The organism is Mucilaginibacter boryungensis (assembly GCF_015221995.1).
In the GTDB taxonomy this organism is placed as follows: domain Bacteria; phylum Bacteroidota; class Bacteroidia; order Sphingobacteriales; family Sphingobacteriaceae; genus Mucilaginibacter; species Mucilaginibacter boryungensis.
Genome location: NZ_JADFFM010000002.1, coordinates 448,098 through 460,955, shown reverse-complemented (window position 1 = coordinate 460,955; position 12,858 = coordinate 448,098). Strand labels below are relative to the sequence as shown.

The window sequence follows — 12,858 nt, the reverse complement described above, 5'->3', positions numbered from 1 at the left end:
TTACTTTTTAAAATGAAGCATTTACGCCCAAAGTGAAAGTCCTTGGTTGAGGAACTGCACGGTTATCCAGGCCAGTTTGAAGATTGGTGTTATTTCGGTTACTATTTACTTCAGGATCTATTCCGCTATATTTTGTAATAACAAATGCGTTATATAACTGAGCTGATATCCGAAGATCTGATAAACCCAAGCGGTTTAGTGCTGTTTTAGGAACACGATATCCTAAAGAAACAACTCTTAACCGAGCAAAATCACCTTTTTCAATGAAACGATCAGACCCTTGGTTGCTATTTACATCCAAGCTATAAACACGTGGCACAGAAGTGATTTGTCCGGGAGTAGTCCAACGTTGCAAAATCCTGGCATCGTTATTTTGGAAATTGTTTGTTAACAAACCGGAGTAAGTAACGTTATAAAGGTAGTTACCACCAGAGTATACAAAAGAGAAATTAAAATCGAAATTTTTGTAAACCAGGGTATTATCGAAACCACCATACCAAGTTGGTGTACCGGTTTTGCCTTCCAGATATGATTGATCGGTTGCTGTTAAAGCAGCGATAGCACTACCATCTTGTGCAGTGTATTTTTGCAATACCTGATTCCACATTCTTTTAACACCATCAGCACCATACCACATGGCATAACCTGTAGCCGGGTCAACACCTGCTGAACGGTAAACTTTATATGTACCCAACGGGCGACCTACGCTTGCTACAGTATTACCTGAAGTAATATCAGCATTGTTATTTGATGTAACTAAGCTTAATACTTTATTAGCAACATGTGTATAATTAAACGAAGTAGTCCAGCTAAAATCCTTCAAAGTAACATTTTTGGTGTTTAAGGTAAACTCGACACCACGGTTTCTCATTGAACCAATGTTAGTTGTAATCGACGATCCTGGCACACCAACCGTATACAATACAGGGGCAGCTAAAATTAAACCGTTGATATTATTGTTAAAATAATCGGCATCTAAAGTGATGCGGTTATCAAAGCCTGATATGCTAAAACCGATATCTGTTTGTAACTGAGTTTCCCAATGTAAATCGGCATTGCCTAATTGACTGCTGGAGAAACCATTAAGTGCGGCATATAAACCACCACTATATAGTGTCCTTGCAGCATATGCACCTACACCTCTGGAGTTACCCACTTTACCATAGCTGCCTTTAATTTTTAAATAACTAATGTATTTATTGTCTTTCAAAAAGTCTTCTTTTGAAACAATCCAACCTGCAGAGACGCTTGGGAACGTGCCCCATCTGAAGTTAGCGCCAAAACCAGAGAAAGCATCCCTACGAATAGAACCTTCAAGGGAATATTTTTCATCAAAGCTATAACCTAAACGGCCAAAATATGATTCTAAGCCGCTGGTAAATAATGAACCGCCTGATGCTAATAATAATGCGCCCGATGCAGAGCTTGGATCAGCACCGCTATACGCTCCATCAATTATACTTGTAAAAAAAGGATCGGCAAAGTTATTTGCTGATGCATAAGTAAGCTGCTGTTTGGTAAATTGATACTCACTACCTACAGTTGCAGAAACTCGGTGCTTTTGTGCAAAGGTATGATCATAGTTAATATAGTTTTGCCATACAGCCTGGTTACGGGTAGTGTAATAATCTTGCACTAAACCTAAGTATGATGCACCTAAACCTGCTATTACAGGGTTACTATATTGGTCTTCAAATGATTTTAAAAGATCAACGCCATATTTAGTAGTGAACTTTAAACCAGTGATAGGCTGTATTTCAATAAAGCCATTGGCAACTATGTTTTCAGGCGTAATATTATTACGTTGTAATGCTGCAGACGCTAATGGATTATAAATACGGTTACCAATTAAGCTTGTACCGTTAATTGCTAAAATATTGTTTCCTAAACCTAAATACCCAACACCACCTTCTTTTGCGCCTGTATTGGTTAAGTTATAGCCACCCTGCAAAGTTGTGCCTGCGGGGTTATATGGAGAAATGGTTGGGAATGCATTATAACCGGAAATGGTTGCACCCGCCAGGTAATTGTCTGTTAAAACCCCTTTGTTGAAAGAATGTGTATATGATAACTGAATACCACCATGAACATACTTATTAGGTGTCAGATCAAGATTTACCCTTGTTTGTGCAGTTTGCAAACGGTTGTTAAATACGATACCCTTTTGATCTGCATAACGCACCGAACCGTAATAAGCCGATTTATCAGACCCTCCTGATAATGCAAGCGTATTATCAGTAGTAAATCCTTGATTAAAAACCTTTTTCATCCAATCGGTTCTATCTGGGTTACCATCACCATCAATATCACTGTTCACTGCAACTGTTGGGGCTGTACTACCGAAACGATTTTTAACTTTTTCGTTATTGATGGTCATAAAATCATCAGCGCTCAAAAGGTTTTGAACTTTTGCCGGATTAGCCCAGCTTTGTTTCGAGTCGATACTGATTTTTGAAGTTCCTTTTTTACCCTTTTTGGTAGTAACAACAACTACACCATTAGCTGCACGCGAACCATAGATAGCACTTGCGCCAGCATCCTTCAATACATCGATAGATTCAATATCGTCAGGGTTAATTAAAGCTAACGGATCAAAACGTGTGCCGTTTCCCCCATTAAACAAACTTAAGTTTTCTACAGAATTGGCAGGGACACCATCAATTACAAATAATGGCAACGAACTGGATGATATCGAATTAACACCACGTATACGTACACTAACTCCATCGGCTAATGTACCTCCTGCACTTGAAATTTGCACACCGGCGGTTTTACCACTCAGTGCTTTTTCAAAGCTTTCAACAGGCTGTGCAGCAACACTTGAGCCATTTACATGGCCAATTGCCCCATTTTGTTCACGTATTGGTTTTTGTCCGTAACCAATAACCACAACTTCATTTAATTGCCTGTTATTTTCAGTCAATTTTACGTTTGACAGATCTGATGCAGCAGGTAATTCAAGCGTAGTAAAACCTATAAATGAAAATACTAATGTAGAATTGCTTGAGGCATTTACAGAAAATTTACCGTTGCTATTAGTTGATACAGCGGTACTAGTGCCTTTTACACGTACAACAACGCCTGGAAGAGGCAACCCATCGGAAGCACTGGTAACCGTACCAGTAATTGTCCTGTTTTGTGCCCAGGCACTTCCCAGTGCCAAGGAAAACAGCATGAAAAATAAAAGTAAATTTTTCTTCATTTTTGTTAAGATTGAATTAATAATAATTTCTAAAAGGGCGTAAATTATGTTTTATTTATGTTTGTAGCAAAAAAAATAGGTAAAAATTAAAACAATGGCAATTTTATGACCTAACGCTTTATAGGTTATAAGTTATAATTATAGCAATTTATGATAAAAAATATTACAGTAATTGGTTCAGGCACAATGGGAAACGGTATAGCCCACGTGTTTGCCCAGCATGGGTTTGCTGTGCAACTGGTGGATATGAAAGTTGAGGCGCTTGAAAAGGCAATAGATACTATTACCCGAAATTTAGACAGACAATTAAACAAAGGCGCCATCACCGATGAAATAAAACAAGCTACGCTTAAAAATATCAAAACGGGAACCGACCTTGCTAATGCTGTAGCCAATGCCCAATTAGTAATTGAAGCCGCCACCGAAAACCCCGAAATTAAACTGGGGATATTTAAACAACTAAGCGACCTGTGCGGGCCCGATACTATTTTAGCTACCAATACATCATCTATTAGTATAACCCGCATTGCCGCTGTTACTAAAACACCGGGTAATGTAATAGGGATGCACTTTATGAACCCCGTACCCGTAATGCAACTGGTTGAGGTGATACGTGGTTACGCCACAACCGATACGGTAACCAACGCTGTGATGGAATTGAGCAAACAGTTGAATAAAGTACCGGTAGAAGTGAATGATTACCCTGGCTTTGTAGCTAATCGCATTTTAATGCCTATGATAAACGAGGCTATTTATACGCTGTTTGAAGGTGTAGCCGGCGTGCACGGAATTGATACCGTGATGAAACTGGGTATGGCGCACCCCATGGGCCCGCTGCAACTGGCCGATTTTATTGGCCTTGATGTTTGCCTGGCTATATTGAATGTATTGTACGATGGTTTAGGCAATCAAAAATATGCGCCTTGCCCGTTGCTGGTTAATATGGTAATGGCAGGGCATTTGGGGGCCAAATCGGGCAGTGGGTTTTATAAATATACTGCCGGCAGTAAAGAGCTGGTAGTGGCTGATAAGTTTAGCAAGGGATAAGTTTTAAACTATCCGGAAGATCGCTTGTCTTATATTTCATTAAACTACTTAACTATGAAAACGACAAGCAGAATATTAATAGGAATTGCCCTTGCCGGTAGTTTGCTAGCATCGTGCGCGGGCAGTTATTATGTAGCCGAACGGCCTGCTGAACCGGTTTATTACCGCCCTGCAGCGCCTTATCCGGGTGCAGTTTGGGTATCAGGCGAATGGACATGGCGTAATGGCCATTATGTATATACTAACGGGTATTGGACACGCCCGCGTAGTAACCGGGTTTGGATATCGGGAACCTGGGAAACCGGTTCGCGTGGCTACTACTGGCGCCGTGGGCATTGGAGATAATATTAATTTGATTACACCGATTGGTGGGTTGATTACACCGATTTAGGAAGCCGTTCTGGATACCAGGGCGGCTTTTTCTTTTATCATCCTGAAGGAAACCTGGATTTCATTGATTACAAACGCGTCATGTTTAGCCACAGCGAAACATCTCCGGCTTGCATCGCTAGTAATAGTAATCGTATTTGCTTTGATTAAGCATTACCGCTACATTTATGCATCAATAACAAGCGAATGAATAGCAAAGCAATTAGATTACTAAAGATAGCACTAATACTAACTGTAGTAATGGCCAATATTGGCTGCGACCAGGTATCCAAACATATTGTGCGCGAGCGCATCAGCAGCGCTGATTACATAAGTCTGGCCTATAATCATTTTCACCTGATGAAAGTGGAAAACACCGGCGCGTTTTTGAGCCTGGGCGATGGCATCCCCGCACCCATAAAATTTGTGCTGCTGACCTTGCTACCCATTGTCGTATTATTGGGCGGGCTCGGTTACCTGATCTATCAAAAAAAGATTGCCACTATACCACTGATAGCCGCTTGTTTTATTATAGGTGGGGGTATAGGTAATGTGTACGACAGGCTGCTGTACCATTCCGTTACCGATTTTATGCACATTGGCTTAGGCATCTTCCAAACCGGCATCTTCAATATGGCCGATGTTTCTGTTAGTGTTGGGGTAATTGTCTTCCTGGGGTATTATTATTGGCAGGGGAGAGGTAAAAAAAGAGCGATCGTAGAAGTTTAATATGTTGTTATGATAATATTGTCATTGCGAGCGATAGCGTGGCAATCTCATAGTTGGTATATCAAGTTAGGAGATTGCTACGTCGCCCCAACGCACGTTTCCGAGGCAGGCTCCCCGCAATAACAAGCTTTTATTGCTCTTCCTTAAAATACACCTTATAATAATTCATAGCTCTATCGTCATCAAAGCCCTTTTCAATCAGCTTGTTATCGCCGTGTATGTAAATGTGGAAGTTTTTGTCCAGCTTTAATACGCTTTTATAAACCCGCTGCTGCTTTTTTACTGCGTTGCCGGATATCTCAAAATTGTCGTTTATCGGGCTGTCAAACTCCTGCTCGTAATTGCTTTTAAAGCTTTTGAACGATTGTATGGCTTCGGGGTTGCCAATAACTTCGCCGGTAAATTCATCAAGGTCAAATGTCTCCTTTTCTTTAAAATACTTCATGCTGCGGTTCAGCAGGTCAATCTTATCGGCCTTACTCATTTCAAACTCATCGTCCAGCTTCTGGGTGACGAAGTTTTTGTAGATGCTGAGCGTATTGTTGGTTTGGTTAAAGCTATCGTTACGGATCTTCAGCTGTAGGAACTGGTCTTTCCAGTAAACCGCCGCGTCTTGTCCGCTGTTATTTTTGTCGATAACCACCACTTTATAACCGTTCTCTTTTTCTATGCTGAAGATCAGCACGCCTTTGTCCAGCTTATTAATGTTAATTGCGTTCTCTTCGTAATCAACCGTAAAGCCGCCGGTATCGGGATATACTTTTAAATAGGTTTCCTTGTTTTCCGATTTAAAAATGCCCACCACATCCAATTGGTTACCCTCAATCTGTACGTCTTTAAATAACCCCACATACAATTCGCCGGGCTTAATATTAGGGTGATTGGTGACATTATACAGGAACTTGGCGATCTGTTCGCTGGCATCGTGAAACTTATCCGGTTCTTCAAATATCTGCGTAGCAAAATGATAGATGGTGTTCAATTCCAGATCGCTGGGGTGCATCAAATGGTAAACCTCGGTCGATTTTTCGAATGGGGTCAAAAAGTATTGCATCAGTAACTTGCTTAGCAGTTCATCCTTCAGCGCTAGCGGTTGTTTGGATAGCGCATATAACTCGTTTAAAGATTGATTGCCTACGTGGTGCACAGAGATACTCTCCAGTGAAGCGTCGAAAAAAGTTACCATATACCGGCGAAGTTACTAATTGTCGTGAAGCCGTTTCGTCATTAAGTCATTTTTTAGTTATCGAACCTCATGGAACGCCGAAAATCATGGTTTACACTTTTTAGCCCAAAAAAATCATAAAATATTGATTATTAAATACTTGTAGTAGAATTACACCCGAATTTTGTAAACCATGTAAACCATGATTTGGAGGGCTTACCCCGCCCCGACACCTTGCCATATAGGAAGATTGCCCATTTATACCGACTTTTGTCTCAATGACCCAACACCAGGAAGATACCATAGTAGCCCTTGCCACCGCTAACGGAGTTGGCGCCATTGGCGTTATCCGCCTGTCCGGCCCGCAGGCTATTACTATTGCCAACAGCGTTTTTAAGGGTAAAGACCTGAGAAAGCAGGCATCGCATACCATCCATTTTGGACACATCATGGACGGTGACGTGATACTGGATGAAGTGCTGATGTCGCTGTTCGTAGCGCCCAAATCATACACCCGCGAGAACGTGGTGGAGATATCCTGCCATGGGTCTAACTATATTATTGAATCCATCATCAAGCTGCTGATCAAACACGGGGCCCGCGCCGCCAGGGCAGGTGAGTTTACCATGCGCGCCTTCCTGAACGGTCAGCTCGATCTATCCCAAGCCGAAGCCGTAGCCGATTTGATAGCGGCCAATTCTAAAGCCGCCCAGCAAGCCGCTATGCAGCAACTGCGTGGCGGGTTTAGTAACCAATTACAGGCCCTACGCGAACAGTTGGTCACCTTCGCCTCGTTAATAGAACTGGAACTTGATTTTAGTGAAGAAGATGTAGAGTTTGCCAACCGCGAACAACTGCGCAAGCTGGTGCACGAGATAGTGCTTATCATAGGCAAACTGATCCAATCATTTGAGTTAGGCAATGCTATTAAACAAGGGGTAAACACCGTAATTGCCGGTCGGCCAAATGCGGGGAAGTCGACACTGCTGAATGCTCTCCTGAACGAAGACCGCGCTATTGTGAGCCATATCCCCGGCACCACACGCGATACTATTGAAGAGGTGCTGAATATTAATGGCATCAACTTCCGCCTGATAGATACTGCCGGTATCCGCGAAGCAACCGATACGATTGAACAAATAGGAGTACAGAAGACGATGGAAAAGATCAGTCAGACCGCTGTGCTTTTATATGTGTATGATGTAAATGCGTTATCGGCAACCGACCTTACCGCGGACATTGCTGAACTGGTGAAACCTAGTATTCCAGCTATCATCGTTGCTAATAAAACAGATTTACTTGCGCCTACTGCTGCCACTATTCAGGTGCAACTTCCTGATGGCACTGATCTTGTGCAGGTATCTGCTAAAGAAAAGCAGCATATTGATGAGCTGAAACAACTGATCTATCAGCGTACCGTAAAAGGTCAGCTAAGCGCCGATGAAACGCTGATCACCAATATCCGCCACCTGGAAGCCCTGCAAAAAACAGAGCAGGCGCTTATGCACGTCCTTGAGGGCATCCAAACCCAAACCACCTCAGACTTTCTGGCTATGGACATTAAACAAGGCCTTCATTACCTTGGTGAAATAACCGGCACCGTTACTACAGATGATTTGTTGGATAATATATTTAGTAAGTTCTGTATCGGCAAATAATTGATTTTTAATTGTTTACATTATTTTTCATAAAAGTAGATTTTCTCTCATTTGTTCTCATTTTTTGCACTATCTTCAGCTTAAATGTAACATTTTATGGCCGTTCGATCCTGGCAAGCGCGCGGATAATTTCCGGTGAATCACCCCTTGAGCAATTAGGGGCAACCTCCCCGGTTAGCCTTAATGATTACCGGCTGTTTGACTCCGCCTGGCCGATAGGGGCAGCAAAAGCACAGATATTGCCGATGTCAGGAAATGCCGGAAAAGCTGTTGCAGAATTTTCAGGTGTTGACGCAATCACCCCGATCAATTGGCTACCCAGACATCATCACCACTTAAATACCGCAAGGAAAGGATTTATGCAGGCAAAAGCCATCCTCGACGAATGCCTGCATAAAGGTCTTCGGTTATTTAACGGCCAGTGAGAAAGTTTTGACCACACTGCTGCCCGCATCATTTGTACCGGTTACTTCGATGACCACTGGTTTGGTCAGGTCGAACGTGCCCGTGTCGGCGACATAGACCATCGTGATCTTACCGGAAATATCCGAAACATTGGTCGTGCCGGTGAAACGGCCGACAGCGATTTGCCCGCCGCTGGAGTTTGTCTGATAGGCCCTGACGCTTACTGCCGTGCCCGGGCTAACGGTACCCGTAGTTCGTTTCAAGAAAATATTGAAAGAGATTCCCGATCCAGTCTGGTCTACGCTGAGCGAACTAGGTTCCAGTGTCATATCATCCGGGTTCGCACGAAGTACCGTATAAGTTTGGCTCAGGCTCAACGACAGGTCAGCGATGTTCGCAGTCAGCACATAAGTTTTCGGATCGTTGCCAACCATCAGGAACTGATCAGCGGTACCAGCCTGACTTAAGCTCGGGGTGACACTTTTTGGGGTCTGCGAACCTTGGAATACCCCGTCACTGACCGTGAGTGTAACGGGATGTGTCAGCGGTATCCCGGTGACCGCCGTACTGATCTTCAGTAAAGACACGCCATCGGCCCGCAAGCCTGTCGTTGGACTGAAAGTAAATTTCAGCACATCGGTGGGTTTCAAAGCTTGTACGGCAAAGATCAGGTCAGAGGTATAGAGCGGCTTCGTTTTCAATTGCGCATTTACCGTATAATTAGCCGCAGTTGTTCCGAGTGTCAAATAGGCCCAGGCTTCGTAATGGTTATCCATCGGATTTTGCAAGACCGCGGTAACGGTCTTGGTCGATTTATTGGCATCGCTCACATCAAAGGACCCGGCAGAACTGATGAAAACCACTTGCAAGTCATTATTCAAGGTGCTCAACGGGAGGGAAGCGATGAGTTTGATGCGGGTGACGCCATCCGCTTTCAGCAAGTTCCCGGCCACCAGCGCCGCATAATTATCAATGCTAAAGGAAAGCAGGTCGCTGACATTCATCGCAGGAACATTGATCGTTGTATCGCGCTCATACTGCGTTTGGTTTTTGATCAGGGCGCTAATCGTGTAAGGGCCCGATACCGTGCCCAGGGTCAGTACCGTCTTCGCTTCAAAATGCTTGCCGTCACTCGCTGGTATCGCCAGGATGTCCACCTGCGTTGCGGAAGCTCCCGTTGTATTGAAAGTCCCCTGCGAACACTTGAACGTCACCGTACGATTGGCCGCATCGGCATCACCAGGCAAAGTCGCCACCAACTGCAGCTTCGTCGCGCCATCGGCGTGCACCTTTTTGGCATCCGAAAGTGTTTTGTAGTCCGGCAAAGTGAGTTTAATTATATTATCGATTGGCGTTACCTCTGGCACCTCTGTTTTACAACCTGACAGTACGGCCAGTATCACTATAGCCAAATAAAAGACCCGTTTGATTGCTTCCATAGTTTCTGTTATATTTTTACGACATTGTAGACCAAGTCTGCCGGTGTGGTTGGCTGGTCGAACTTATCCTGCACAGCTGCCTGCATCGCCATTTGGTCACTTGGGTCATCTGTATCACAATTGACCGAAAAGGAAATGGTCGCTTCATCACCATCCGCCAATTTACCCAAAAGCGAAGTTATTTTACGCCTGCCATTACTGAAAGTAAAATGGCCTGGAGGTAAATTTAGCGTGGCGAGCACCTTGGGCACCTCGTCGGAAGGGTCTACGGCTACTTTTACCTGTAGATCGATATTGGTGCTGGAGCCTTTCTTTGAACCGGCGGGATAAGCTAACTGAACAGGTCCGCCCTGGGATACGATCGTGATGTTGACTGCTGACATGATTTTATTATAATGTAGATAAAGATTTGATCAATTTCCCAAGCGCGATATCGATCGCTAAAGTTACCGCAGGTGCGACCTTGACCTGTGTCGAGGTGACCAACGGGTTCAGACTCTTTTCCCGGTAAACCAGGCCAGCGAAATTCAACCGCGCCAGGGTACTAAAGCGCCAACCGATGCCAAACAAAGCGCTGGTCTTAAATCCGCCGTCATTAAAAAGATTCGAGTAGCGATCGTTGACATTGCTGGCAGAGATAGTTTGTGTAAGTCCCACGAAAAGACTAAAGGTTTTTCGGATCCGGTCCCAGCCATGGAGTGAAGAAATGGACGCATTCCTGTTGATCGGACTGAGGTAAATATTAAGCCCTTCATGTACGAAAAAAGTATTAATGCCAAAAGCATTACCCATCCCGATATCGACACCAACATACAGATTTTTATTCGCATCAACGTTTTGGTCGGCGATCGACGCGCCGCTTAGCAGATAAGTTTTTTTAATATAAGTATCGGCCATCAGGCGGGCGAACTGATCATTGAATGTCGTGTAGTCCTGCAACTCCGGTGCGATAGCGTTCAATTTCGCTAAATAGTAAAACAAGCGGTTGGCGATCAGGTCAGTATGCATAACCGGACTAAAAAGTTGACCCGGATGTGCAGCATCCCCAAAAAAAGCTTTGGTGTCCAGTAAACTAAAAATGCTGTTCAGTACTTGTAGCGACGGAATGCTGACTTGCCCGTCCACCGTGGGCTCAATGGATTTAAACGTTCCGCTGATCTTGCCGCTGCCATTGATCAATGCGGCAAAGATATTTGGGTTCGCAAAACCATTATCCAGTAGCGTAAGGGCATCCAGTACCGTCATCGCCTTATAGTCTGGGATCGATGCGTTGAGTGGCTGGTCCAGTAAATTTTTGGTAGCGTCCGATAAATTTGTTTTGGCAATGGCCTGATCCAATTTGACCGTGATAGGGGATCCCGGGTCATTCAGTAAGCCAGGCGACGCGGTGGACATTTCTTTGGCGATCTGTTTGAGCGATTCCGTATCGCCAGTCGATGCCGCAGCGGACAGGACTTCCATATAGCCCTTGAACCGATGGAATCCAGTGGTCAGGAAAAGCGGTTTAGGGGAGCCTCTACCATAGGTTGCCAGCATTTCGTTGGCAGAGATCGTCTGACAAAAAAACCATAAGGCGGAAATGGATGCCGGATCGACCGCACCGGGCCCGGTGTTTGCAAGCGTACCGTCAGGGTTGATCTTTTTATCGCCTTTGATCACATCGAGGACCTTAGTGCCATCAGCGACTGTTGTGGCGATATCACTTAATTTGCAGGTGAAACCAGGTACCGCCGCATTCCATATTTTTTTGGCATCAGGCGTTAACACCGCGGTACCCTTGCTGATATCCGTAATGTCGTCGGATAAGCCTTGGTAAGCCGACAAAGCTGCACCCGGCAAAAAGGCATCGATTTTCTTGAGTAAACGGTCGATACTTTCCTGTTTAGCAGCTTTAAGCCGCGCCACCCGATCAGATGATAAAGCGAGCTGCGTTTTCAATTCCTTGAAAGGGGTTTGAGTAAGATCGATCAGCAGTGGCTTTTGATCACCCATGACCAGATCACCACGTTTATCGGTATAAGTACGTATGACAGCCGTTGCGGCCTGACCAAGAGCTGCATTATCGATCCCCTGGCGTTTGTTGATCGTCTCAAAGGTAATCTGTGTCTTCAGTAAGGCCACGATCTTTGCGGCCAGTTCTCCTTGCTTGGCCCCGATGTTATTGGCCAGGTAGACCCGGAAACGGAAATTGTATTTCAAGTTATCGTGTAATGGCCCGGCATTTAACGAGAAAGTGGCCGTTGCATCGTCAGGACGGTTCCACACCTCGGGAACCCTTGTAAAACCATCGGCTCCGATGGTATTTACGTTTGGATAATAATGGGGAGATTCGATAAAACTGCAGCTTATCGGAGGCGTTACCGCGGTTTTAACCAAGGTATAATTTTGATAAGTATATTCATCCCCCGTACCAGCGCTTCCTTTCTCTTTGATGGTAAACTTGACGTTGTGTTTTCCGGTATAGCCAAAGTCGCTTTCATTGACGGTAATGTATAAGGAGTCATTTTTGGTCGCCCAATCGATACCGTCCTTGTCTCCAGTGATCTTATATCGTTTCCCTTTCACTTTAAGTCCAATGGCGTACCACCGGCTGTAATTTGCGTTTCGGGGATCGATCCGGTAGGTCAACTCTATCTTTTCAATACCTGTCGCCGAACCGGCCATGACAAACGCTTCGTCGAACGGTATCCCGGAACTTGAAGCATCTGCTGCTAGCACAGTACCGCTGATATTGACGGAAACGATCACCGGTTTGCGGAGCTGCCCGGAAGCATTCCATGAACCCAGGCAAAAAAAGAGCGCAAAGACAGGTATAAGGCGTTTCATAGTTGATAAAATCTTTGG

The 12,858-nt window shown here is 44.4% G+C and carries 10 protein-coding genes; 5 read left to right on the top strand and 5 right to left on the bottom strand.

What is annotated here, in order from left to right:
• Positions 1 to 7: 7 nt before the first annotated feature.
• Positions 8 to 3,202: a SusC/RagA family TonB-linked outer membrane protein gene (locus IRJ18_RS14840; RefSeq protein ID WP_194107103.1), complete on the bottom strand. Its 3,195-nt coding sequence runs from the start codon at positions 3,200 to 3,202 to the stop codon at positions 8 to 10.
• A 150-nt stretch (positions 3,203 to 3,352) separates the two neighbouring features.
• Between IRJ18_RS14840 and IRJ18_RS14835 the strand changes: the two genes are divergently transcribed.
• The 3 genes from IRJ18_RS14835 (at position 3,353) to lspA (ending at position 5,347) form a co-directional block, all read left to right on the top strand.
• Complete coding sequence (locus IRJ18_RS14835) at positions 3,353 to 4,249, top strand: 3-hydroxyacyl-CoA dehydrogenase family protein (RefSeq protein WP_228072878.1); 897 nt, start codon at positions 3,353 to 3,355, stop codon at positions 4,247 to 4,249.
• 54 nt (positions 4,250 to 4,303) lie between these two features.
• Positions 4,304 to 4,594 (top strand): YXWGXW repeat-containing protein, encoded by a 291-nt coding sequence (locus IRJ18_RS14830; RefSeq protein WP_194107102.1) that lies wholly within the window; start codon positions 4,304 to 4,306, stop codon positions 4,592 to 4,594.
• Positions 4,595 to 4,825: 231 nt separating this feature from the next.
• The gene (gene lspA / locus IRJ18_RS14825; RefSeq protein ID WP_194107101.1) at positions 4,826 to 5,347 is read left to right on the top strand and encodes a signal peptidase II; all 522 of its coding nucleotides are present in this window, start codon (positions 4,826 to 4,828) and stop codon (positions 5,345 to 5,347) included.
• Between the two features lie 130 nt (positions 5,348 to 5,477).
• On the opposite strand, the gene IRJ18_RS14820 is transcribed toward lspA, so the two are convergent.
• The gene (locus IRJ18_RS14820) at positions 5,478 to 6,533 is read right to left on the bottom strand and encodes a nucleoid-associated protein (RefSeq protein WP_194107100.1); all 1,056 of its coding nucleotides are present in this window, start codon (positions 6,531 to 6,533) and stop codon (positions 5,478 to 5,480) included.
• Positions 6,534 to 6,790: 257 nt separating this feature from the next.
• On the opposite strand from IRJ18_RS14820, the gene mnmE reads away from it, so the two are divergent.
• Both mnmE and IRJ18_RS14810 read left to right on the top strand, forming a co-directional pair.
• Entirely contained in the window at positions 6,791 to 8,170 is a 1,380-nt protein-coding gene (mnmE, locus tag IRJ18_RS14815; protein WP_194107099.1) for a tRNA uridine-5-carboxymethylaminomethyl(34) synthesis GTPase MnmE, read from the top strand.
• An 11-nt stretch (positions 8,171 to 8,181) separates the two neighbouring features.
• A complete protein-coding gene (locus tag IRJ18_RS14810; RefSeq protein WP_194107098.1) occupies positions 8,182 to 8,595 on the top strand; it encodes a hypothetical protein in 414 nt (137 codons plus the stop codon).
• Here IRJ18_RS14810 and IRJ18_RS14805 read toward each other — a convergent pair.
• The 3 genes from IRJ18_RS14805 to IRJ18_RS14795 are packed head-to-tail and all read right to left on the bottom strand — an operon-like array spanning position 8,578 to position 12,840.
• Entirely contained in the window at positions 8,578 to 10,014 is a 1,437-nt protein-coding gene (locus IRJ18_RS14805; protein WP_194107097.1) for a hypothetical protein, read from the bottom strand. The two genes, IRJ18_RS14810 and IRJ18_RS14805, sit on opposite strands and share 18 nt — an antisense overlap.
• 8 nt (positions 10,015 to 10,022) lie before the next feature.
• Positions 10,023 to 10,397, bottom strand: a complete 375-nt coding sequence (locus tag IRJ18_RS14800) for a hypothetical protein (RefSeq protein ID WP_194107096.1) — start codon at positions 10,395 to 10,397, stop codon at positions 10,023 to 10,025.
• Between the two features lie 7 nt (positions 10,398 to 10,404).
• The gene (locus IRJ18_RS14795) at positions 10,405 to 12,840 is read right to left on the bottom strand and encodes a hypothetical protein (RefSeq protein WP_194107095.1); all 2,436 of its coding nucleotides are present in this window, start codon (positions 12,838 to 12,840) and stop codon (positions 10,405 to 10,407) included.
• Positions 12,841 to 12,858: the final 18 nt, after the last annotated feature.

What these genes read in the sequence shown, in the direction of transcription:
- IRJ18_RS14805 (WP_194107097.1), bottom strand. Translation starts at nt 10,014, where the DNA reads ATGGAAGCAATCAAACGGGTCTTTTATTTGGCTATAGTGATACTGGCC.
- mnmE (WP_194107099.1), top strand. Translation starts at nt 6,791, where the DNA reads ATGACCCAACACCAGGAAGATACCATAGTAGCCCTTGCCACCGCTAAC.
- IRJ18_RS14800 (WP_194107096.1), bottom strand. Translation starts at nt 10,397, where the DNA reads ATGTCAGCAGTCAACATCACGATCGTATCCCAGGGCGGACCTGTTCAG.
- IRJ18_RS14830 (WP_194107102.1), top strand. Translation starts at nt 4,304, where the DNA reads ATGAAAACGACAAGCAGAATATTAATAGGAATTGCCCTTGCCGGTAGT.
- IRJ18_RS14795 (WP_194107095.1), bottom strand. Translation starts at nt 12,840, where the DNA reads ATGAAACGCCTTATACCTGTCTTTGCGCTCTTTTTTTGCCTGGGTTCA.
- IRJ18_RS14820 (WP_194107100.1), bottom strand. Translation starts at nt 6,533, where the DNA reads ATGGTAACTTTTTTCGACGCTTCACTGGAGAGTATCTCTGTGCACCAC.
- IRJ18_RS14840 (WP_194107103.1), bottom strand. Translation starts at nt 3,202, where the DNA reads ATGAAGAAAAATTTACTTTTATTTTTCATGCTGTTTTCCTTGGCACTG.
- IRJ18_RS14835 (WP_228072878.1), top strand. Translation starts at nt 3,353, where the DNA reads ATGATAAAAAATATTACAGTAATTGGTTCAGGCACAATGGGAAACGGT.
- lspA (WP_194107101.1), top strand. Translation starts at nt 4,826, where the DNA reads ATGAATAGCAAAGCAATTAGATTACTAAAGATAGCACTAATACTAACT.